This is a genomic window from Paracoccus ferrooxidans, from assembly GCF_029909815.1.
Classification (GTDB): domain Bacteria; phylum Pseudomonadota; class Alphaproteobacteria; order Rhodobacterales; family Rhodobacteraceae; genus Paracoccus; species Paracoccus versutus.
This window is the reverse complement of record NZ_CP038198.1, coordinates 2373540-2394533: the sequence shown is the minus strand read 5'-3', so window position 1 is coordinate 2394533 and position 20994 is coordinate 2373540. Positions and strand designations below refer to the sequence as shown.

19 protein-coding genes are annotated in these 20994 nt (G+C 69.3%); 11 read left to right on the top strand and 8 right to left on the bottom strand.

Annotation, left to right across the window (positions count from 1 at the left end):
* Nucleotides 1-39: 39 nt before the first annotated feature.
* Nucleotides 40-489, bottom strand: coding sequence for a DNA polymerase III subunit chi (locus E3U26_RS12045; RefSeq protein WP_114535848.1), 450 nt, complete (start codon nt 487-489; stop codon nt 40-42).
* Nucleotides 489-2090 (bottom strand): leucyl aminopeptidase family protein, encoded by a 1602-nt coding sequence (locus E3U26_RS12040; protein ID WP_499104936.1) that lies wholly within the window; start codon nt 2088-2090, stop codon nt 489-491. Before E3U26_RS12040 ends, E3U26_RS12045 begins: the two co-directional genes overlap by 1 nt.
* Nucleotides 2091-2219: 129 nt before the next feature.
* Between E3U26_RS12040 and lptF the strand changes: the two genes are divergently transcribed.
* From lptF to rsmA, 6 genes are all read left to right on the top strand, one after another.
* On the top strand, nt 2220-3368 hold the full coding sequence (lptF, locus tag E3U26_RS12035) for an LPS export ABC transporter permease LptF (RefSeq protein WP_036751744.1): 1149 nt from the start codon (nt 2220-2222) through the stop codon (nt 3366-3368).
* Nucleotides 3365-4486 (top strand): LptF/LptG permease family protein, encoded by a 1122-nt coding sequence (gene lptG, locus E3U26_RS12030; RefSeq protein WP_499104934.1) that lies wholly within the window; start codon nt 3365-3367, stop codon nt 4484-4486. The genes lptF and lptG overlap by 4 nt, the downstream gene beginning before the upstream one ends.
* Entirely contained in the window at nt 4486-6891 is a 2406-nt protein-coding gene (locus tag E3U26_RS12025; protein ID WP_499104933.1) for an LPS-assembly protein LptD, read from the top strand. Before lptG ends, E3U26_RS12025 begins: the two co-directional genes overlap by 1 nt.
* Before the next feature lie 31 nt (nt 6892-6922).
* Nucleotides 6923-8197: a peptidylprolyl isomerase gene (locus E3U26_RS12020; RefSeq protein WP_499104932.1), complete on the top strand. Its 1275-nt coding sequence runs from the start codon at nt 6923-6925 to the stop codon at nt 8195-8197.
* Between the two features lie 67 nt (nt 8198-8264).
* A complete protein-coding gene (pdxA, locus tag E3U26_RS12015) occupies nt 8265-9233 on the top strand; it encodes a 4-hydroxythreonine-4-phosphate dehydrogenase PdxA (protein WP_499104931.1) in 969 nt (322 codons plus the stop codon).
* Nucleotides 9230-10078, top strand: coding sequence for a ribosomal RNA small subunit methyltransferase A (gene rsmA, locus E3U26_RS12010; protein ID WP_499104930.1), 849 nt, complete (start codon nt 9230-9232; stop codon nt 10076-10078). Before pdxA ends, rsmA begins: the two co-directional genes overlap by 4 nt.
* 3 nt (nt 10079-10081) lie before the next feature.
* On the opposite strand, the gene E3U26_RS12005 is transcribed toward rsmA, so the two are convergent.
* From E3U26_RS12005 to prfA, 3 genes are all read right to left on the bottom strand, one after another.
* The gene (locus E3U26_RS12005) at nt 10082-10882 is read right to left on the bottom strand and encodes a DUF4167 domain-containing protein (protein WP_499104928.1); all 801 of its coding nucleotides are present in this window, start codon (nt 10880-10882) and stop codon (nt 10082-10084) included.
* A 245-nt stretch (nt 10883-11127) separates the two neighbouring features.
* Nucleotides 11128-11955, bottom strand: a complete 828-nt coding sequence (gene prmC / locus E3U26_RS12000; RefSeq protein ID WP_499104927.1) for a N5-glutamine methyltransferase family protein — start codon at nt 11953-11955, stop codon at nt 11128-11130.
* A 4-nt stretch (nt 11956-11959) separates the two neighbouring features.
* Nucleotides 11960-13015 carry a peptide chain release factor 1 gene (prfA, locus tag E3U26_RS11995; RefSeq protein ID WP_036751759.1) on the bottom strand — a complete coding sequence of 352 codons (1056 nt, stop codon included), beginning with the start codon at nt 13013-13015 and terminating at the stop codon, nt 11960-11962.
* A 191-nt stretch (nt 13016-13206) separates the two neighbouring features.
* Here prfA and E3U26_RS11990 point away from each other — a divergent pair, with 191 nt between their 5' ends.
* Nucleotides 13207-14229, top strand: coding sequence for a cytochrome-c peroxidase (locus tag E3U26_RS11990; RefSeq protein WP_052095761.1), 1023 nt, complete (start codon nt 13207-13209; stop codon nt 14227-14229).
* Between the two features lie 68 nt (nt 14230-14297).
* Here E3U26_RS11990 and E3U26_RS11985 read toward each other — a convergent pair whose 3' ends face one another.
* Nucleotides 14298-14879 carry a YceI family protein gene (locus E3U26_RS11985; RefSeq protein WP_499105799.1) on the bottom strand — a complete coding sequence of 194 codons (582 nt, stop codon included), beginning with the start codon at nt 14877-14879 and terminating at the stop codon, nt 14298-14300.
* A 277-nt stretch (nt 14880-15156) separates the two neighbouring features.
* Between E3U26_RS11985 and rpsF the strand changes: the two genes are divergently transcribed.
* The 4 genes from rpsF (at nt 15157) to E3U26_RS11965 (ending at nt 17295) form a co-directional block, all read left to right on the top strand.
* Complete coding sequence (gene rpsF, locus E3U26_RS11980; protein ID WP_036751761.1) at nt 15157-15561, top strand: 30S ribosomal protein S6; 405 nt, start codon at nt 15157-15159, stop codon at nt 15559-15561.
* Nucleotides 15562-15579: 18 nt separating this feature from the next.
* Nucleotides 15580-15807 (top strand): 30S ribosomal protein S18, encoded by a 228-nt coding sequence (gene rpsR, locus E3U26_RS11975; RefSeq protein ID WP_011747229.1) that lies wholly within the window; start codon nt 15580-15582, stop codon nt 15805-15807.
* Nucleotides 15808-15819: 12 nt separating this feature from the next.
* A complete protein-coding gene (rplI, locus tag E3U26_RS11970; protein WP_036751763.1) occupies nt 15820-16404 on the top strand; it encodes a 50S ribosomal protein L9 in 585 nt (194 codons plus the stop codon).
* A 156-nt stretch (nt 16405-16560) separates the two neighbouring features.
* Nucleotides 16561-17295: a hypothetical protein gene (locus tag E3U26_RS11965; RefSeq protein ID WP_499104925.1), complete on the top strand. Its 735-nt coding sequence runs from the start codon at nt 16561-16563 to the stop codon at nt 17293-17295.
* Between the two features lie 184 nt (nt 17296-17479).
* On the opposite strand, the gene tig is transcribed toward E3U26_RS11965, so the two are convergent.
* Both tig and gltX read right to left on the bottom strand, forming a co-directional pair.
* Entirely contained in the window at nt 17480-18814 is a 1335-nt protein-coding gene (tig, locus tag E3U26_RS11960) for a trigger factor (protein WP_499104924.1), read from the bottom strand.
* An 805-nt stretch (nt 18815-19619) separates the two neighbouring features.
* The gene (gene gltX / locus E3U26_RS11955) at nt 19620-20945 is read right to left on the bottom strand and encodes a glutamate--tRNA ligase (protein ID WP_499104922.1); all 1326 of its coding nucleotides are present in this window, start codon (nt 20943-20945) and stop codon (nt 19620-19622) included.
* Between the last annotated feature and the right edge of the window lie 49 nt (nt 20946-20994).

The window sequence follows — 20994 nt, the reverse complement described above, 5'->3', positions numbered from 1 at the left end:
GGATGGTCCGGCGAGAAGCTCGGAGGCGTCCGCCCCGCCCTACTGCTTGCGTTCCCAGCGACCGCCGGCCTCGGACCAGTATTCCGCGGCGACATCCTCGGCCTTCAGCGCCCGCCATTGCGTCCGGGCGCGCTCCAGCGCCTCTGCGTCATTGCCGTCGAAGACGATGCAGGCGCGTTCCAGCGCCAGGCATTCGGCACCCGACACCCCGGCCCCGTCCAGCGCGATCAGGCAGCGCGGGTCATTGGCGGCCGCCTGGCCCTCGACGGTCAGCAGCACCGGCTGGCGGGCGTCATGCGGCCCGCCGGCCAGGCCATGCGGCAGGAAGCCCTCGCCCAGCCACAGCCGTTCGTCCAGGGCCACCTGCCGCGCCCGGTCCCTGCCCCGCAGCTCGACCCGCCAGCCCGCCTGCAGGCTCTTGCCGATCAGCATCGGCAAGAGCTGCACCGGGCCCGAGCGGGTCAGGTGATAGAACAGGGCCGAGCCCATCAGCCCCGCCTTTCGAAACGGTTGCGCACCAGCCGGTCCAGCGTCATCACCCCCCAGCCGGATGCGCCCTTGGGCGCAAGCCCGGTCTCGGCGGGCGGCAGCGCCACCCCGGCAATGTCCAGATGCACCCAGGGCAGGCCCTCGCCCACGAAACGCTGCAGGAACTGCGCCGCGGTGATCGAGCCGGCCGCGCGACCGCCGGTGTTCTTGATGTCGGCCAGGCGCGAATCGATCAGCTTGTCATAGGCCGGGCCCAGCGGCAGGCGCCAAGCGCCCTCGCCCTCGGCCTTGGCGGCGTCCAGCACCGCGGTGGCGAAGGCGTCGTCGTTGGAAAACACGCCGGCATTCTCATGCCCCAGCGCGATGATGACGGCGCCGGTCAGCGTCGCCAGATCGACCAGGGCGGCGGGCTTGAAGCGTTGCTGCGCATACCAAAGCACATCGGCCAGCACGAGCCGGCCCTCGGCATCGGTGTTGATCACCTCGATCGTGTCGCCCTTCATCGAGCGGACGATGTCGCCCGGACGCTGGGCGCGCCCGTCGGGCATGTTCTCGACCAGCCCGACCAGGCCCACGACATTGGCCTTGGCCCGGCGCAGCGCCAGCACCCGCATGACGCCGGCGACCACGCCCGCGCCGCCCATGTCCATGGTCATCTCTTCCATGCCGGCGGCGGGCTTGATCGAGATGCCGCCGGTGTCGAAGACCACGCCCTTGCCGACCAGGGCCAGCGGCGCGGCATCGCCGCCGCCGTTCCAGCGCATGACCACGACCTTGGACGGGCTTTCGGAACCCTGCCCCACGGCCAGCAGCGCGCGCATCCCCAGCTTGGCCAGCTCGTCCTCTTCCAGCACCTCGACCTCGAGGCCCAGTTCGCGCATGGCCAGCAGCCGGTCGGCGAAATCGCCGGTGGTCAGGACGTTGGCGGGCTCGTTCACCAGGTCACGGGTGAAGAACACCCCCTCGGCCAGGGCGGCGCCATCGGCCGCGGCGCGGGCCAGCGCCTCGGGGTTCTGGTGCATGAAGATCACCCGGCCGCGCGGCGTGGCGCCCTGGGTCGGCTCGGATGCCGGATCGTCGGTGCCTGCCGCATCGGACAGCCGCGCATCCTGGGGCGCGCCGGTGCGGCTGGTGGTCGCGGCGGGCTCGGCCGGGGCCTCTCCCTCGGCGGCGGCGCCATTGCCGGATTTCTTCGTCTTGTAGGCCGAGAAGTCATAGGCCCGCAGCGCCAGCCCCAGCGCCACCTCGGCCGCGCGCGCATGGTTGCCGGCCAGCATCAGCGTCTCGGCCTTGCCCAGCTTGGCGCCGATGCTGGCGCCCGCCGCCCGCGCCGTCGCCACGTCGGCATCGGCCGGCAACAGCACGAGCTGCAGCGATTCGGCCTTCAACCCGGCGGGAAAGGCCAGTTCCAGCGCCTTGCCGGGCTTGACCGCCTTCCATGCCTCCGAGGCGAAGGCGCGCCCCAGCGCCTCGCGCGTGGCGCGCGGCAGTCCGGCGGGCAACCGCCCCGCCTTGGGCACCAGGATGGCGACGCGGCCGGGCCGCTCGGCCAGCCCCGCGACATCCGTCGCCGTAAAGGAAATTTCGACCGGATGAGTCATGGTCCCGCCCCTCGCGTTGCTCTGTCTTGGCGGAAACTAGTCACGCCCGCGCGGCTTGACCAGAGCCGGGGCTTTCCCAACAGCCGCGCAGCGGCTAATCAGGCGGGGTCCGAGCCCGCGAAAGCCCCCATGCCCCGCATCGACCGCTACATCCTGTCGCAACTGCTGACCCTGTTCGGGTTCTTCGCGCTGGTGCTGGTCTCGGTCTATTGGATCAACCGCGCCGTCTCGCTGTTCGAGCAGCTGATCTCGGACGGGCAGACGGCGCTGGTGGTGCTGGAGTTCACCGCGCTGACCCTGCCGCTGGTGATCTCGGTCGTGCTGCCGATCGCGGCCTTCGCGGCCAGCGCCTATGGCACCAACCGGCTGGCCTCGGAATCCGAGCTGGTGGCGATGCAGGCGACGGGCATGTCGCCCTGGCGGCTGGCGCGGCCGGTGCTGGTCTTTGGCGTGCTGGTCGGGCTGATGGTGGCGCTGCTGGTCCATGCCGTGGTGCCGATGGCGCGCGGACGGCTGGCCGACCGCCAGGCCGAGATCGCGCAGAACGTCACCGCGCAATTCCTGCGCGCCGGCGCCTTCCAGTATCCGGTGCAGGGGGTCACGCTTTACATCCGCGACATCGCGGCGGACGGGCGTCTGGTGGACTTCTTCCTCGAGGACGCCCGCGACCCGGGCAGCCAGACCACCTATACCGCGGCCGAGGCGCTGCTGGTCAGGACCGACGAGGGGCCGCGGCTGGTGATGATGCAGGGCATGGTGCAGGACCTGCGCCACGCCGGCGACCGGCAAAGCCTGTCGGTGACGCGGTTCTCCGAACTGGCCTATGACCTCGGCACGCTGATCGACACGGGCGCCAGCCGCAAGCGCGACCTGCGCGCCTATTCGACGCCGCGGCTGCTGGATCCCGACCCCGAGCTGCTGGCCGCGACCGGCGCCACCCCCGACCGCGCCCTGGCCGAGGCGCATGAGCGGCTGGCCAAGCCCTTCCAGGCGCCGGTGGCGGCGCTGCTGGGCTTTGGCATGCTGCTGCTGGGCGGCTTCAGCCGCTTCGGCGTCTGGCGGCAGGTGATCTGGGCGGTGGTGGCGCTGATCGTGGTGCAGTTCCTCAGCACGGCGGCCGAGAACCAGGTCGCCGGCAATGCCGCGCGCTGGCCGCTGATCTATGTCTCGCCCCTGGTCGGCGCGGCGATCTGCGCCGCGGTGCTGTGGCTTGCCGCCCGGCCGCGGCGGCTGCGCGGCGCCGCCAAGGCGACCGCGGCAAAAGGGGGCGCGGCATGATCCTGTCCACCTATGTCGCGCGGCGCTTCCTGCGCATGCTGGTGATGATCGCGGCGATCTTCGGCGCCATCCTGTTCCTGATCGACGTGGTCGAGCAGATCCGCCGCTTCTCGGACGAGAATATCGGGCTTTCCGGCGCGGCGGGCCTGTCGCTGCTGAACATCACCGCCAGCTTCTATTCCATCCTGCCACTGATCACGGTGCTGGCGGGGAGCGCGCTGTTCCTGGGCCTGTCGCGCAGCTCGGAACTGGTGGCGATCCGCGCCTCGGGGCGTTCGGGCATCCGGGTGCTTTGCGCCCCGGCGATCACGGCGGCACTGGCCGGGATGCTGGCGGTCGCGGTGCTGAACCCGATGGTGGCGGCGACGACCAAGCGCTATGACGACGCGGTCGCGCAGATGCGCAGCGGCGGCGGCCAGACCGTCAGCGTCGGCGACAATGCGGTCTGGCTGCGCCAGGCCCTGCCCGAGCTGGACGCGAACGGGGCCAAGACCGCGGGCCAGGTCGTCATCCGCGCCAGCCGCGCCAGCCCCGATGCCACGACGCTGTATGACGCGACCTTCATGGTGTATTCGCCCGAGACCGGGCCGACCCGCCGTATCGACGCCGCCACCGCGCGGCTGACCCAGGGCGCATGGGAGCTGACCGACACCAAGGAATGGCCGCTGACCCAGCCCAACCCCGAGGCCATGGCCCGCACCGCGCCGCGGCTGGAGCTGCCGACCGACCTGACCGCCGCGCGCATCCGCGACAGCTTCGGCCGGCCCGAGGCGATCCCGGTCTGGCAGTTGCCGACCTTTATCCAGGGGCTGGAGCGGGCGGGCTTTTCCGCCCAGCGCCACAAGGTCTGGTTCCAGATGGAACTGGCCCGGCCGCTGCTGATGGCGGCCATGATCGCCATCGCGGCGGTGTTCACCATGCGCCACATGCGCGGGCGCCGGATGGGGCTTCTGGTGCTGGGCGCCTTCGGCTGCGGCATCGCGCTGTTCTTCCTGCGCAACCTGGCGCAGGTGCTGGGCGACAACGGCGGCATCCCGCCGGCGCTGGCCGGCTGGGCGCCGCCCGTCGTGGCGCTGCTTTTCGCCCTCGGGGCACTCTTGCGGCTGGAGGACGGTTGATGGCGCGCAGGCACAAGGGACGCAAGACTGCGAAAACGGCGCGCGCGGCGCTGCTGGCGGCGCTGCTGCCCGGCATGGCGCTGGGACAAAGCCTGACGCCCGAGGGCCAGACCCTGCCGGTCTATGACCAGCCCGAAGAGGTGCCGCAGGGCCCCGCCGGCCCGGCGCTGGCCCCGACCGAAAGCCCCGATGACAGCGCCCGCTTCGCCGACGGCACCGAGGCGTCGCAGACGCCCCGCGTCGCCGCCCGGCCCGGCGGCCTGCGCATCACCGGCAGCGAGGCCGAGGGCACCGGCAGCCCGGCCACGCTGCTGGCCGACCGGGTCACGCTGGGCGCGGACAACCGGCTGACCGCCTCGGGCGGGGTGGTGATCTGGTATCGCGGCGCGCGGCTGGTTGCCTCGCGCGTGGTCTATGACAACGAAACCGGCTCGGCGGTGATCGAGGGGCCGATCCACCTGACCGAACCGGCCCGCGCCGGCACGCCCCAGGAAACCATCCTGATCGCCGACAGCGCCCAGCTGGACCCGAACATGCAGGACGGCATCCTGCGCGGCGCCCGGCTGGTGCTGGCGCGCGAGATGCAGATGGCCGCGCGCGAGATGCGCCGCAGCGAGAACGGCGCCGTCACCCGGCTGGACAATGTCGTCGCCTCCAGCTGCCAGATCTGCGCCGAGAACCCGATCCCGCTGTGGGAAATCCGCGCCCAGGCCATCACCCATGATGCGCGCACGAACAAGCTGCATTTCGACCGCCCGCAGCTGCGCGCGCTTGGCCTGCCCATCGCCAGCCTGCCCTGGCTGACCGCGCCCGATCCCAGCGTCGAGCGCATGACCGGATTCCTGCGGCCGCAGTTCCGCACCACCTCGGGGCTGGGGTTCGGCATCAAGCTGCCCTATTTCGTCACGCTGGGCGATCATGCGGACATCACGCTGACGCCCTATGTCGCCGTTTCGCGCACCCGCACGCTGGAGCTGCGCTATCGCCAGGCCTTCAGCAACGGCGCGATGGAATGGAACGGCGCCATCTCGCGCGACAGCATCGAGCAGGGTCGCACCCGTGGCTATCTGTTCGGCGGCGCGCGGTTCGAGCTGCCGCGCGGCTACATGCTGGGCTTGCAGATCCAGATGGCCAGCAACCGCGCCTATCTGCTGGATTACGACATCTCCAGCGCCGACCGGCTGTGGAGCGGGCTGACGCTGGACCGCGTGCGCCGCGACCGCATGATGATGGCGCGGATCGGCAATTACGAATCGCTGCGCGAGGACGAGGCCGATGAGTTCACCCCCTCGGTCGTCGCCGATGCGCTGTGGAAGCGGCGCTGGACCCCCGGCCGGATCGGCGGCATCGCCAGCCTGGAATGGTCGCTGCACGCCCACCGCCGCTCGTCCTCGCTGGATCGCGACGGCCGCGACATGGCGCGCGGCTCGGTCGCGCTGGACTGGTATCGCAGCGCGATCCTGCCCGGCGGGCTGGTCGGCACGGTCGAGACCCGGCTGGACGCCGATTTCTACCGCATCAACCAGGACAGCGGTTATGACGACTGGGTGGTGCGGGCCGATCCGGTGCTGGCGGCCGAGCTGCGCTGGCCCTTCGCCCGCCATTCCGGCGGCGTCACCCATATCGTCGAGCCGGTGGCGCAGCTGGTCTGGTCGCCCGAACGCGACGCCGAGGACAAGGTGCCGAACGAGGACAGCCAGCTGATCGAATTCGACGAGGGCAACCTGTTCGCGCTGAACCGCTTTCCGGGCTGGGATGCGCGCGAATCGGGCTGGCGCGCCAACCTGGGCATCGGCTGGACCCGGATCGACCCGGCCGGCTGGTCCATCGGCCTGACCGCCGGGCGCGTCTTTCGCGACGAGGCCGACGCGGCCTTCGAAAGCGGCGCCACCGATCCGGGGTTCTGGGACGGCGGCCCCTTGGGCGGCAAGCGCTCGGACTGGCTGCTGGCGGCGCATTACTCGGGGTCGAACGGGCTTGCCATCGCCAACCGCGCGCTGTTCGACGACGGTTTCTCGATCAGCCGCAACGAGCTGCGGCTGGGCTGGTTCAGGCCGGGACTGCAGGTCTCGGCCGGCTATCTCTGGCTTGATTCGGATGAAGGCGAAAGCCGCGACCAGGATGTGTCGGAACTGACCATGGCCGGGGGCTGGCAGGTCGCGCCCGGCTGGTGGGCCACGACCGAGACGCGGTATGACTTCACCGCCGATCGCGCGCAAAAGGCGCAGCTGGGTCTGGAATACCGCAATGAATGCATAACCGTCGAAATGTCGGTCGAGCGGCGCTTTACCTCATCGGAAGAGGTGCGGCCGGACACCCGGCTGGACCTGGGCATCCGGCTGGGCGGCTTCGGCCAGCAAAAGCCCGGTCCGGGAACGGTGGCGCGCCGCGCCTGCCTGCGCTAATGTCCGGCGAAACCATGCGGCGAGGGAGCTGATGCGGCGAATTCTTCTGGGGGCGGCCATGGCCGCGATGCTGGCAGCAGGCGGGGTGGCCCCGGCCTTTGCGCAGGGCAATCCGTTCCAGCCGCTGGTCTATGTCAACGATTCGGCCGTCACCCGCTATGAGCTGGAACAGCGCATCCGCTTCCTGCAGATCCTGCGCGCGCCCGATGCCGACCGCGCCTCGGCCGAGCAGGCGCTGATCGACGACCGGCTGCGCCTGTTTGCCGCGAACCAGATGGGCATCACCGCCAGCGACGCCCAGATCGACGCCGGCCTGGCCGAGTTCGCCGGCCGCGCCAATCTTGGCGTCGAGGAATTCACCCGCGCCCTGGCCCAGGCCGGGGTCGAACAGCAGACCTTCCGCGATTTCGTCGCCGCCGGCATTGTCTGGCGCGACGTGGTGCGCCAGCGCCTGGTGCCGCAGGTCCAGGTCAGCGACGCCGAGCTGGACCAGGAAATGCAGCGCCTGATCGAGACGCCGCGCATCACCCATGTCGCGCTGTCCGAACTGATCATCCCCGCGCCGCCCGGCCAGGAGGCGCAGGCCATGGGCCTGGCGGAATCGCTGGTGCAGAGCGTGCGCTCGGAGGCGGATTTCGCCGCGGCGGCGCGGCAGCATTCCGCGACGCCCTCGGCCGAGGAAAGCGGGCGGCTGCCCTGGATGCCGCTGGAGAACCTGCCGCCCTCGCTGCGGCCGATCATCCTGTCGATGAAGCCCGGCCAGATCAGCCAGCCCCTGACCGTCGAGGGCGCGGTGGTGCTGTTCTTCCTGCGCGACAGCCGCGGCGCGCTGCGTCCCGGCGCCAGGGAACAGGTGCTGGACTACGTGCGCTTCCGGCTAGCCAGCCTGGCCGAGGCGAACCGGATCGCGGCGCTTTCCGACAGCTGCGCCGATCTTTTCGTCCATGCCCGCGGCCTGCCGCCCGAGCAGATCCAGCGCCAGACCCTGCCGCAAGGCCAGATCCCGGCCGCCGAGGCGCTGCGGCTGGCGGTGCTGGACGACAACGAGACCTCGGTGGTCAGCCAGGGCGGCGCGGCCGAATTGCTGATGCTGTGCAAGCGCCAGTCCGCGCTGCTGGCCTCCGGCGCCGCGGCGGAGGCGCCGGTGGCGGTGACGGCCGAGGGCGAGACGGCCGCCGCGCCCGATCCCGACGCGCTGCCGGACCGCGAAGAGATGCGCAGCCAGATCTTCAGCCGCAAGGTCGGCCAGGCTGCCGACAACTACCTGGCCGAGTTGCGGGCCAATGCAATCATCCGGCGGCCTTGAGCCCGGTTGAGCCACCGGGGGCGCTTCGCCCCCCGGACCCCCAGAGGGTATTTGGGAAACGGAGAAGATGACTGAAGCCCGCCCCATCATCCTGACCTGCGGCGAGCCGGCGGGCGTCGGGCCGGAGCTTGCGCCCAAGGCGCTGGCCTCGGGCGTGCCCTTCGTGTTCCTGGGCGATCCGCAGCATCTGCCCGAGGGCACCGCCTGGGCCGAGGTCGCGGCGCCGGGCGAGCCGGTGGCCGAGGGCGTGCTGGCGGTGCTGCGCCATGACTTCCCGGCGCCGGCGGTGCCGGGCCGGCCCGATCCCGCCAATGCGCCGGCGGTGGTCGAGGTCATCGCCCGCGCGGTCGACCTGGCCATGTCCGGCGCGGCCAGCGGCATCTGCACCCTGCCGATCAACAAGGAGGCGCTGAAGCGCGGCGCCGGCTTCGGCTTTCCCGGCCATACCGAATATCTGGCGCATCTGGCGGGCGACGTGCCGGTGATGATGATGCTGGCCTCGACCCGTGTCGAGCCGCCCTGCCGGGTGGTGCCGGTGACGATCCACATCCCGCTGTCCGAGGTGCCGCTGGCGCTGACGCCCCTGCGGCTGGAGCAGGCGATCCGCATCACCGATGCCGCGATGCGGCGCGATTTCGGCTTGGCGCAGCCGCGGCTGGCCATCGCCGGGCTGAACCCCCATGCCGGCGAGAACGGCGTCATGGGCGACGAGGAAGCACGCTGGATGGTGCCCCTGGTCGAGCGGCTGCGGCGCGAGGGGTTCGACCTGCGCGGGCCGCTGCCGGCCGATACCATGTTCCATCCGGCAGCACGGGCGCGTTACGACGCAGCGCTTTGCGCCTATCACGACCAGGCGCTGATCCCGATCAAGACGCTGGATTTCGCCGGCGGGGTGAACGTGACCCTGGGCCTGCCCTTCGTGCGCACCTCGCCCGATCACGGCACCGCCTTCGACATCGCCGGCCAGGGCATCGCGGATGCGCAAAGCGTCATCGCCGCCCTGCGCATGGCGCATGAGATGGCGGCGCGGCGATGAGCGCCATCGACGGGCTGCCGCCGCTGCGCGAGGTGATCGCGCGCCATGAGTTGCGCGCCAGGAAGCAGCTGGGGCAGAATTTCCTGCTGGACCTGAACCTGACCGCCAAGATCGCCCGCGCCGCCGGCGACCTGACCGGCTGCGACGTGATCGAGGTCGGCCCCGGTCCGGGCGGGCTGACCCGCGGCTTGCTGGCCGAGGGTGCGCGGCATGTGCTGGCGATCGAGAAGGACGCGCGCGCCCTGCCCGCCCTGGCCGAGATCGCCGCCGCCTATCCCGGCCGGCTGGAGGTGATCCATGGCGATGCGCTGGAGGTCGATCCGCTGGCGCATCTGTCGCCGCCGATCCGCATCGTCGCGAACCTGCCCTATAATGTCGGCACCGAATTGCTGATCCGCTGGCTGACGCCGGCGGCCTGGCCGCCTTTCTGGCAGTCGCTGACGCTGATGTTCCAGAAAGAGGTGGCCGAGCGCATCGTGGCGCAGCCGGGCGGCAAGGCTTACGGCCGGCTGGCCGTGCTGGCGCAATGGCGCAGCGAGGCGCGGGTGGTGATGACCCTGCCGCCCGAAGCCTTTGTTCCCGCGCCCAAGGTGCATTCGGCGGTCGTCCATCTGACCGCCCTGCCCGAGCCGCGCTATCCGGCCGATCCGGCGGTGCTGAACCGGGTGGTGGCGGCGGGCTTCAACCAGCGCCGCAAGATGCTGCGCGCCTCGCTGAAGGGGCTGCATCCCGAGATCGAATCGCTGCTGCTCCAGGCCGGCATCGCCCCCACCGCCCGCGCCGAAGAGGTCGGGCTGGAGCAATTCTGCGCGCTGGCGCGGGGCCTGGCCGCCGCGCCGCGCTGAGCATCATTCGCCGGAGGCGCTTTCGGCCTGGGTCTTTGCCGTCCTGGCACCCTGTCCGCGGCCGGTTTTCGCCGGGGGCTTGGCACCTTCCTCGGCCGGTTTCTTGCGGCTGCGCGGCGCGGCCGCCCCGGTGGTGCGGCTGCTGCGCCGGCGCGCCGCAGGGGCGGGCTCGGCGGCCGGTTCCCCGGCTGCCGCGTTCTCGGCGGGGGCCGGTGCGGCCGGGGTCGGTTCGGCAGGGGTTTCGGACCGGACGGCGCTTTCCGGGGTTTCCACCGGGCCAGCGGCATCCTCGTCGGCAGCGATCACCGGCGGCAGCCCGGAATCGGCGGGCGCGGCGGCGGGCTGGACGCGTTCTTCCGCGCGGGGGGCGGGCTGCTGGCGTTCCTCGCGGCGGTCATCGCGACGCTCGTCGCGGCGATCCTCGCGCCGGTCGTGACGGTCCTGGCGTTGGCCGTGATGGCCGTTCTGGCCATTGCCGTTCTCGGACGCAGCCGAGCCATTGCCATCCTGGGCATCGTCGTCGCGGCCCTGGTGCTGGTGGCCCTGGCGCTCGGCCTGCTCGCGCTGCGCCTCGCCCAGCATGCGGGTGTAATGTTCTGCGTGCTGAAGAAAGCTCTGCTCGGCCACCCGGTCGTTGGAAAGCTGGGCGTCGCGGGCGAGCGTCAGGTATTTCTCGATGATCTGCTGGGGCGTGCCGCGCACCTTGCCCTCGGGGCCCGAGGAATCGAAGACGCGGTTGACGATATTGCCCAGCGAACGCTGGCGGTTCGACTTGTTACGCGAACGGGATTTGGATGATCTCATCAGCTTGTTGTCAGTTTATGTCCGGCAAGGGCCGGCTAAGGTTGGGGTCATTCCGAAGGCGGGTGTCAGCGCAGGCGCAGCGTTTGCTCCGGCTCCCGCGTCACCAGTAAAACTGGATTATCTGAGTATGACTGACCCGTGCGTGGGCGGTGCGCCCCCGTCACAATTGCGAATAAACACGCCGCAGCGCCGCTTACAAGCGAAAATTTCGTCAAAAGCCGCGAAAGGCGCGGAAGCTTGCCGGATCAAAGCGGCTTGCGGGCGGCGACGACCCGGTCGCGCCCATCCAGGTCGGGCAGGATCCGGGGCTCGGCCAGCCCGGCTGCGCGCATCAGCGCCGCCACGGCCGCGCCCTGCGTGGGGCCGATCTCGACCATCAGCCGGCCGCCGGGCGACAGATGCGCGGGCGCCCCGGTGGCGATGGCGCGATAGGCGGAAAGCCCGTCCGCCCCGTCGGTCAGGGCCTGCCGCGGCTCCCATTCCCGCACCTCGGGCGCAAGCTGCGCCATCTCGTCCAGCGCGATATAGGGCGGGTTCGAGACGATCAGGTCGAACTGCCCCGTGACCGAGGCGAACCAGTCGGATTCAAGGAAATCCGCGCAAACCCCCACGGTCCTGGCATTTTCCCGCGCCACCTCCAGCGCGGCGGCCGAGATGTCGGTGCCAAGCCCGCGCGCGCCCGGCCGCTCGGCCAGAAGCGAGATCAGGATCGCCCCCGTGCCGGTGCCCAGGTCCAGCACCGAGGCAAAGGGCCCGGCCAGCGCCGCCTCGACCAGGGTCTCGGTTTCCGGGCGGGGATCGAGCGTGTGGCGGGTCACGCGGAACTCGTGCCTCCAGAAGGCGCGGCGGCCCAGGATCTGGCTGACCGGCTGGCGCGCGGCGCGGGCGGCCAGGGTTGCGTCGAAACGTCGCAGAGCCTCGGGCGGCAGCGGCGCAGCCAGCGCGGCGGCCAGGTGGTGGCGCGGCAGGTCGAGGGCATGGGCCAGGAGCAGCCGGGCATCCTCGGCCGCGCCAGGCACGCCGGCCTGGGCGAGTCGTGCGGCGCCTTGCCGCAGGGCCTCGGCCCCGGTCATGGAATCACGCGCCCTGCGCGGCCAGGCGCGCGGCCTGGTCGTGCGCGGTCAGCGCCGCCACGATCTCGCCGATCTCGCCCTGCATGATGCGGTCGAGCGCATAGAGCGTCAGGCCGATGCGGTGATCGGTCATCCGGCCCTGCGGGAAGTTGTAGGTGCGGATGCGTTCCGAGCGGTCGCCCGAGCCGACCTGGCTCTTGCGGTCGGCGGCGCGCTCGGCATCGGCGCGCGACCGCTCCATGTCGTAAAGCCGCGCGCGCAGCACGGCCATGGCATTGGCGCGGTTCTGGTGCTGGGACTTTTCCGAACTGGTCACGACGATGCCGGTCGGCAGGTGGGTGATGCGCACCGCCGAATCGGTGGTGTTGACGTGCTGGCCGCCGGCGCCGCTGGCGCGCATGGTGTCGATGCGGATGTCGCTGGCGGGGATGTCGATATCCACCGCCTCGGCCTCGGGCAGCACGGCGACGGTGGCGGCGCTGGTATGGATGCGGCCGCCCGATTCCGTCTCGGGGACGCGCTGGACGCGGTGGACGCCCGATTCGTATTTCAGCTTGGCGAAGACCCCCTCGCCCTCGATCCGCGCCACCGCCTCGCGCACGCCGCCCAGGTCGGATTCGGCCAGCTCGAGCATCTGGAACTGCCAGCCCTGCGATTCGGCAAAGCGGCGATACATGGCCAGCAGGTCGCCGGCGAAAAGCGCCGCCTCTTCGCCGCCGGTGCCGGGGCGAATCTCCAGGATGGCCGGGCGGGCATCGGCGGCGTCGCGCGGCAACAGCGCGATGCGCAGCGCATGTTCCAGCTCGGGAAGCGCGGCGCGCAGGCGCGACAATTCGTCCTGCGCCAGCTCGCGCATCTCGGGATCGGCCAGCAGGGCCTCGGCCTCGCGGATGCCGTCCTGCGCGGCGCGCCATTCGCCGATCTGCGCGACCACGGGCTTCAGTTCCGCATATTCGCGGCTGATCGCGGCGATTTCCTCGGCCGCCGGCCCGGCGTGCAGCCGCGCTTCGAGATATTCGAAACGCGCGACGATCTGGGCAAGGCGGTCTTCCGGCAGCATTTGATGCAATTAGCTGTTGAGCCGCGGGCCGACAAGGCGGAACCTTGCAGGCATCTGACCCAGATCAAAGCAAGGCCGGCCGTCTTGGTGCAGATTGCTGCAAGACGCGCCCACCAAGCCAAAGGAGGCCCCAAGTGAAACTCGTCCCCTTTCTGACAGCGACGAGTCTTGCCCTGTCCGCTCTGCCGGTCATGGCGCAGACTGAAGCCATCGACAACGGCGCCCTGCGCGAGGAAGCCAAGGGGGTGTTCGAGGCGATTCCCGAAAAGATGACCGCCATCAAGCAGACCGAGGACAATCCCGAAGGCATCCCCCTGACCGCCGAGAAGATCGAACTGGGCAAGGTGCTGTTCTTCGACCCGCGCATGTCCAGCTCCGGGCTGATCTCGTGCCAGACCTGCCACAACGTCGGCCTTGGCGGTGTGGACGGCCTGCCGACCTCCATCGGGCACGGCTGGCAGAAAGGGCCGCGCAACGCCCCCACCATGCTGAACGCGATCTTCAACGCCGCGCAATTCTGGGACGGCCGCGCCGGCGACCTTGCCGAACAGGCCAAGGGTCCGGTCCAGGCCGGGGTCGAGATGAGCAACACCCCCGACCAGGTGGTCAAGACCATCAACTCGATGCCGGAATATGTCGAATCCTTCAAGGCCGCCTTCCCCGACGAAGCGGACCCGGTGACCTTCGACAATTTCGCCATCGCGATCGAGCAGTTCGAGGCCACGCTGGTCACGCCTAACAGCGCCTTCGACCGCTTCCTTGCCGGCGACGATGCCGCGATGACCGACCAGGAAAAGCGCGGGCTGCAAGCCTTCATCGAAACCGGCTGCACCGCCTGCCACTATGGCGTGAACTTCGGCGGGCAGGACTATCATCCCTTCGGCCTGATCGCCAAGCCCGGCGCCGAGGTGCTGCCCGCCGGCGACAGGGGCCGCTACGAGATCAGCCAGACCGTTGACGACGAATATGTCTTCCGCGCCGCGCCGCTGCGCAACGTCGCGCTGACCGCGCCCTATTTCCACTCGGGCGTGGTCTGGGATCTGGCGGAAGCGGTGCAGATCATGTCCTCGGCGCAACTTGGCACCGAGCTGACCGATGAGCAGGCCGACGACATCACCGCCTTCCTGGGCACGCTGACCGGCGATCAGCCGGTGATCGACCACCCGATCCTGCCGGTGCGCACCGACTCCACGCCGCTGCCCACGCCGATGTAAGGCGCGGCAGGCGAGACACGAAAAGGGGCCCTCGCGGGGCCCCTTTTGCTTGCGGTCCGGCCGGCGGATCACTCGGCCTTGACGGCCTCGACGGTGATCTTGATCTCGACCTCGTCCTCGACCGCCGGGGCGAACTTGCCCAGGTTGAACTCGGAACGCTTGATCTCGGCCTCGGCATCGAAGCCGGCCGCCTCCTTGCCGGTCATGGGATGGGCGGCAATCTGGTTCAGGTCGACATCCAGCACCACCTGCTTGGTCACGCCGTTCAGCGTCAGATCACCGGTGACCTTCGCCTCCTTGTCGTCCTCGGGCTCGACCTTGGTCGACTTGAAGGTCGCGACGGCGCCGCTGGCATCGGTGTTGAAGAAATCCGGCCCGAACAGGTGCTTGTCCAGCTCCTCGGAGACGGTGCGCAGCCCGGACAGCGGGATGGTCGCCTCGACGCTGGAATTGGCCGGGTTCTCGGCATCCAGCGTCAGCTTGCCGGTGACGCCGTTGATGATGCCGGTGCTGCTCGAAAAGCCCATGTGGTTGTATTCAAAGACGACCTGGCTGTGCGAGGGGTCGAAGTCATAGACCACGGGCTCGGCCAACGCGGCACTGGCGCCAAGCAGGCCGATCGCGGCGACAGGGGCGAGGATGGATTTCATGCTGAACTCCCGAATGAAAAAGATCATGATGGTTCTGCCAGAAAATGCCCGCGCATCAACAAGGGTTTCCTGACATTTTCGTGTTTCGCCGCAGCGCGGAAACAGTATCGCCGCAGGGACGACTTTCCGGGGTTTCCGGGCATTTATCCTTGCATTCCCCGGCCTGCCCGCTATAAGGCCGCATCCTTCCGCAAATGCGAAACCGGCGCAGCCTCTCGTGGCGGGGCGCGGAAGGGCTGTCCCGCCGTTGAAGTGCGCCCCGATGAAAGGTGCAGACATGCCGCTTTACGAGCATGTGCTGATCGCCCGCCAGGACCTGTCGAACGCGCAGGCCGAGGGGCTGATCGAACATTTCTCGACCGTGATCGCCGACAATGGCGGCAAGGTCGTGGACAACGAATACTGGGGCGTGCGCACGCTTGCCTACAAGATCAACAAGAACCGCAAGGGCCATTACGCCTTCCTGCGCTCGAACGCCCCCTCGGCCGCCGTGCAGGAGATGGAGCGCCTGGCCCGCCTGCATGACGACGTCATGCGCGTGCTGACCGTCCGCGTGGACGAGCACAAGGACGGCCCCTCGGTCCAGATGCAGAAGCGCGACGAGCGCGAGCGCGGGGATCGTGGCGACCGCGGGGATCGCGGCGAGCGTCGCGAGCGTCGCGACCGCGACGACCGGAACTAAGGGAAAGGAACCAGGATCATGGCCAACAAACCCTTCTTCCGCCGCCGGAAAGTCTGCCCCTTCTCGGGCGACAACGCCCCCGCCATCGACTACAAGGACACGCGCCTGCTTCAGCGTTACATCTCGGAACGCGGCAAGATCGTGCCCTCGCGCATTACCGCCGTCTCGGCCAAGAAGCAGCGCGAACTGGCGCGCGCCATCAAGCGCGCCCGCTTCCTCGCCCTGCTGCCCTATGCCGTGAAGTAAGGAGAGACGATCATGCAAGTCATCCTGCTGGAACGCGTGGCCAAGCTGGGCCAGATGGGCGAAGTCGTGAAGGTCAAGGACGGTTTCGCGCGCAACTACCTCTTGCCGCAGGGCAAGGCGCTGCGTGCCTCGGACGCCAATATCCAGGCGTTTGAAGCCCGCAAGGCCGAACTCGCCTCGCGCAACGACGAAACCCGCGCCGAAGCCGAAAAGACCGCCCAGAAGCTCGACGGCCAGACCTTCGTCATCATCCGCTCCGCCTCGGACGCGGGTGCGCTCTATGGCTCGGTCACGCCGCGCGACGCCGCCGATGTCGCTAATGCCGAAGGTTTCGCGATCGAGCGCCGCCAGGTCGTCCTGACCGCCCCGATCAAGGATCTGGGCCTGCACGAGGTCCGCGTGCATCTGCACCCGGAAGTCGACGTCATCATCAAGCTGAACGTCGCCCGCTCGCCCGAAGAGGCCGAGCTGCAAGCCTCGGGCAAGTCGATCCAGGAACTGGCCGCCGAAGAGGAAGCCGCCGCCGAATTCGAGATCGCCGAGCTTTTCGACGACATCGGCTCGGCCGGCCGCGACGAGGACGAAGCCGCGAACTGATCGCGCCTTTGCCGGAACAGGGAAAACGCGCCGCAACCGGCGCGTTTTTTCATGCCCGCATGGCAGCACCCCTTGCTTGCGCCGCGGGTTCGGCGGAACATTCGCCGGGCTGCGGGGTTGAAACGCAAAGCGCCCTTCGCCAGAGGATTTGCCGGCATGCATCACCAGGACGACCAGCCGCCCATCACCCATACCCCGGCCGACGAGACCAGCCAGACCCGCTTCGGTCCCCGCCCGGTCCCCGAGGGGCATCGCCGGCCACCGGGCCCGGTGGAATCGCGCCGCATCCCGCCGCATGGCGATGTCTCGCCCGACGGCAGCCATTCATGGCCGCGTCCCTCGCGCGGGGCAAAATGGCTGGTCTGGGGCGGCACCGGGCTGGTGGCGGCGACCTTGACCGCCGGCACGGTGATCGCGGCGCGGCACCTGATCGACCTGGTCTCGGACGACGACGGCCCCGCCCGCCCGCGCGGCGCAGGCACCCCGCGTCAGGCCCCCAAGGCCCCGCACGAGCCCAGGCCCAAGACGCAACCCGCCCGGCCTGTCCCGCAGGGCCGGCGCCGCCCGCCGCGGCAAAGCCTGCTGCAAGAGGTCGAGGCCAATACCGCCAACCTGACCAGCGGCGTCGAGAACGTGATGCAGGCGCTGACCGCCGCCGTGACCGGCTTCCGCTCGGTCGCGGGCCAGGCCAGCGCCATCGTGCAAGAATTCGGCGATGCTGCGGCGATCATCCGCGACATCATCGACCGCAAGCCCGCGCCGCAACCCCGCAAGCCGCGACGCGAGGCGCATATGCCGGACCTGCGCGACGACCCGCTGCTGCACGACCCGATGGAGGGCCCGGACCCCGGCGGCCCGGCCGATCACGCCCCGCGCCTTCACCGGCTCTGACGCGGAACGGCCCTTGACCAGCCGGTGCCGCCAGCAGCGCGCTGCGGCCCGGCTGTCCGGCTTCTTCGTTGCATAAATACCCATCTGCGCCACCGCGCCCCGCGCCCTGCCCGGGCCAGCGGGGCGCGGCAACGAAAAAGGCCGCCCCCGCAGGACGGCCCTTCTTTTGCGGCAAGACAGCGGATCAGAGCTGATCCAGCGCCTCGATGGCCTTTTCCAGCTCTTCCTTGGTCACGGATTTCTCCGAAACCTTGGCGCCCTCGACGATATGGTCGACGACCTTGTCCTCGAAGAGCGGCGCGCGCAGCTGCTGCTGCGCCTGCGGGTTCTGCTGGATGAACTCGAAGAAGGCGCGCTCCTGGCCCGGATACTGACGCGCCTGGCGCAGCACGGCCTGGGTCATCTCCTGGTCCGAGACGGTGATCTCGGCCTTCTGGCCGATCTCGGCCAAGAGCAGGCCCAGGCGGACGCGGCGCTCGGCAAGCGTCTTGTGCTCGTCCGTCGGCTCGATCTCGCCATGGTTATGGCCATGCTCCTCGGGATGTTCCTCGTGCCAGAGCTGGTGCGCGATCTGATGCGCCTCGGCCTCGACCAGCGAATCGGGCAGGTCGAACTTGACCAGCTCGTCCAGCTTGTCCAGCAGCGCGCGCTTGAGAACCTGGCGCGAGGCGCCCTTGTATTCCGCCTCCAGCCGCTCGCGGATCTGGCCCTTCAGCGCGTCCAGGCTTTCGGCGCCGAATTTCTTGGCCAGCTCGTCGTCGATCTCGGCCGCTTTCGGGGCCTTCACCGCCTTGACGGTGGTCTCGAAGATGGCGTCCTTGCCGGCCAGGGCCGGATGGCCGTAATCCTCGGGGAATTTCACCTCGACCTTGATCTCGTCGCCGGCCTTGGCACCGACCAGCTGTTCTTCGAAGCCGGGGATGAAGCTGCCCGAGCCCAGCACCAGCGGATAATCCTCGGCCGAGCCGCCCTCGAAGGCTTCGTCGTCGACCATGCCCTTGAAGTCGATCACGACCTGGTCGCCGTCCTTGGCCTTGGTGCCCTTCTTGCGGTCCTCGAAGCTCTGGGCGTTCTTGGCCAGGTTCTCCAGCGCCTCGGTCACCTGCTCCTCGCTGGCCTCGACCACCAGCCGCTCCAGCTCGACGCCGGACAGATCGGTTTCCGGGATGGCGGGCAGCGCCTCATAGGCGACGGTGACGACGACGTCGTCGCCCTCTTTCCAGGTCTCGCCGTTGACCATTTCGATCTTGGGCTGAAGGGCGGGACGGTCGCCCGATTTCTCCAGGTGGTCGCGCAGCGCCTTGTCGATGGCCTCCTGCATGGCATCGCCCATGATGCGCTGGCCGAACTGCTTCTTCAGCAGCGCCATCGGCACCTTGCCCTTGCGGAAGCCCTTCATCTCGACCTCGGGCTGGGCCTCTTTCAGCTTCGCATCCACCTGCGCCGCCAGATCGGCCGCAGGCAGGGTGAATTCATAGCCCCGCTTCAGCCCTTCGTTCTGGGTTTCCTTGACCTGCATTTGTCTTCCTTCATCCACGAACCATCGTGCGGGTCCGAGGCATTACAGCCTCGCCGGCGCCGGAACCTGCCGTCCCGCGCCTCCGCCTGTTTCAGCGCGCTAGCTATGGGATTTCGGCCCGCATAGCAAGGAGGAAGGCGGGAATCGCCGCCCTCCCGCCGGGTTTCGCGCGCCGTCGCAAGCCGCGCGCCGCCACGGATCCTGCCAGAAACCGCCCGGCCCCCACCCGCCCCCGACGCGAGAGCGAAAAGCGCCGCCACACCCCTTGGTTGAATTGTGCATTATCGCCTCATCCACCCTGGCCCATGCGCCCGGATCTATTGACGCAAGGGCAACCGGGATGAGCGATCTTCCGCCAGCAGGCCCGTCTTGCAGCCACAAGTTGCAGCCGCCGGAATATCAACGGACTGCCATTATTAGGTCAGCAAACGCAACCTAACTTATGGATATATTCCCTTCCCCGCCCCGGCGGTGCATACAGGCATCGTTGCGTAAGCGGTTGTTTGTTAACCTTGGTAAACGGTTCTTTGGTCATGTGTTCAAAACTGACCGGGCGGGTGCGCATCCTTGTTCCCGCCCGGTTGTGCGCCGGCAAGGGATTGCGGGATTCCCTCTGTCCTGGTTGCGTCATTATTGGGCATGGTTCGGCCCGACTCGCCCCTGGCGATTCCCGCATCTGGATATATCAGACAAAAAGATCGAAACCGGCCCCTCTCGCAGCAGGGTCCGGTCGGCCTTGAATCGACATTGAAACGGCAAAGGCCGCCCCTGCAGGCGGCCTTTTCGCATGGGGTCCGCCGCGGGCTCAGTCGCGCGCGCGCACGACCTGCAACAGCGGCATGACCTCGGACATGTCCGGCCCATGTGCCTGGCCGGTCAGAGCCTTGCGCAGCGGCATGAACAGGCCCTTGCCCTTGCGGCCGGTCGCCTGCTTGACCGCATTGGTGAACTCGCCCCAGGTCGCGTCGGTATAGGGCGGCGGCGGCAGCAGCTTCATCGCCTCGGCGATGAAATCGGCGTCCTCGGGATCGATCTGCGGCTCGGCCCCCTGCGAGAATATCTGCCACCAGCCGGCCAGGTCGTCCAGCCGGGTGATGTTCTGCGAGGCGACGCACCAGAACCGCTCGGCCAGCTCGTCGGGCACGCCAAGCGCGGCGATGCGGTCCCTGACCTCGGCAAGGGGGCGCGACTGGTTCGCCTCGCGCGTCAGCGGCCACAGATCCTCGGCGTCGAACTTGGTGGGCGAGGCGCCGAATTGCGACAAGTCGAACCCTTCGGCCAGTTCGTCCAGCGACATCCGCAGCTCGACCGGCTGCGACGACCCCAGCCGCGCCATCAGCGACAACAGCGCCTCGGGCGCCACGCCGCTTTCGCGCAGGTCGCGGATCGACAGCGTGCCCAGGCGCTTGGACAGTTCCTCGCCCTGCGCGCCGGTCAGCAGGCTGTGGTGGGCAAAGGCCGGCGGCTCGGACCCCAGCGCACGGATGATCTGGATCTGCGTCGCGGTATTGGTCACGTGGTCGGCACCGCGCACGATATGGGTCACGCCCATGTCGGCGTCGTCGACCGAGCTGGCGAAGGTGTAAAGCACCTGCCCGTCGGCGCGGATCAGCACCGGGTCCGAAACGCTGGCCGCGTCGATCGAGATCTCGCCCAGGATGCCGTCGGCCCATTCGATCCGCTCCTGGTCCAGCAGGAAGCGCCAATAGCCGGCGCGGCCCTCGGCACGCAGGCGGTCCTTGTCCTCGGGCGAAAGCTTCAGCCCGGCGCGGTCATAGACCGGGGGCTTGCCCATGTTGAGCTGCTTCTTGCGCTTCAGGTCCAGCTCGGTCGGGGTCTCGAACACCTCGTAGAGCCGGCCGGCGGCGCGCAGCCCCTCGGCCGCCTCGGCATAGCGGTCCAGGCGGTCCGACTGCCGCTCGATCCGATCCCAGGTCAGGCCCAGCCATTCCAGGTCGCGCTGGATGCCGTCGGCATATTCCTGCTTGCTGCGCTCGCGGTCGGTATCGTCCAGGCGCAGGATGAAGGTGCCGCCCGCCTTGCGCGCGATCAGATAGTTCATCAGCGCCGTGCGCAGGTTGCCGACATGGATGTGGCCGGTGGGCGAAGGGGCGAAACGGGTGGTGGTCATGGGAGGTCTCCTGTCGGCTTCGCTCTTTCACAAACGGCGGTTTTTGTCC

Excerpts from the sequence above, each read along its gene's own strand:
- E3U26_RS12045 (WP_114535848.1), bottom strand. The coding sequence starts at position 489 with ATGGGCTCGGCCCTGTTCTATCACCTGACCCGCTCGGGCCCGGTGCAG.
- E3U26_RS12040 (WP_499104936.1), bottom strand. The coding sequence starts at position 2,090 with ATGACTCATCCGGTCGAAATTTCCTTTACGGCGACGGATGTCGCGGGG.
- lptF (WP_036751744.1), top strand. The coding sequence starts at position 2,220 with ATGCCCCGCATCGACCGCTACATCCTGTCGCAACTGCTGACCCTGTTC.
- lptG (WP_499104934.1), top strand. The coding sequence starts at position 3,365 with ATGATCCTGTCCACCTATGTCGCGCGGCGCTTCCTGCGCATGCTGGTG.
- E3U26_RS12025 (WP_499104933.1), top strand. The coding sequence starts at position 4,486 with ATGGCGCGCAGGCACAAGGGACGCAAGACTGCGAAAACGGCGCGCGCG.
- E3U26_RS12020 (WP_499104932.1), top strand. The coding sequence starts at position 6,923 with ATGCGGCGAATTCTTCTGGGGGCGGCCATGGCCGCGATGCTGGCAGCA.
- pdxA (WP_499104931.1), top strand. The coding sequence starts at position 8,265 with ATGACTGAAGCCCGCCCCATCATCCTGACCTGCGGCGAGCCGGCGGGC.
- rsmA (WP_499104930.1), top strand. The coding sequence starts at position 9,230 with ATGAGCGCCATCGACGGGCTGCCGCCGCTGCGCGAGGTGATCGCGCGC.
- E3U26_RS12005 (WP_499104928.1), bottom strand. The coding sequence starts at position 10,882 with ATGAGATCATCCAAATCCCGTTCGCGTAACAAGTCGAACCGCCAGCGT.
- prmC (WP_499104927.1), bottom strand. The coding sequence starts at position 11,955 with ATGACCGGGGCCGAGGCCCTGCGGCAAGGCGCCGCACGACTCGCCCAG.
- prfA (WP_036751759.1), bottom strand. The coding sequence starts at position 13,015 with ATGCTGCCGGAAGACCGCCTTGCCCAGATCGTCGCGCGTTTCGAATAT.
- E3U26_RS11990 (WP_052095761.1), top strand. The coding sequence starts at position 13,207 with ATGGCGCAGACTGAAGCCATCGACAACGGCGCCCTGCGCGAGGAAGCC.
- E3U26_RS11985 (WP_499105799.1), bottom strand. The coding sequence starts at position 14,879 with ATGAAATCCATCCTCGCCCCTGTCGCCGCGATCGGCCTGCTTGGCGCC.
- rpsF (WP_036751761.1), top strand. The coding sequence starts at position 15,157 with ATGCCGCTTTACGAGCATGTGCTGATCGCCCGCCAGGACCTGTCGAAC.
- rpsR (WP_011747229.1), top strand. The coding sequence starts at position 15,580 with ATGGCCAACAAACCCTTCTTCCGCCGCCGGAAAGTCTGCCCCTTCTCG.
- rplI (WP_036751763.1), top strand. The coding sequence starts at position 15,820 with ATGCAAGTCATCCTGCTGGAACGCGTGGCCAAGCTGGGCCAGATGGGC.
- E3U26_RS11965 (WP_499104925.1), top strand. The coding sequence starts at position 16,561 with ATGCATCACCAGGACGACCAGCCGCCCATCACCCATACCCCGGCCGAC.
- tig (WP_499104924.1), bottom strand. The coding sequence starts at position 18,814 with ATGCAGGTCAAGGAAACCCAGAACGAAGGGCTGAAGCGGGGCTATGAA.
- gltX (WP_499104922.1), bottom strand. The coding sequence starts at position 20,945 with ATGACCACCACCCGTTTCGCCCCTTCGCCCACCGGCCACATCCATGTC.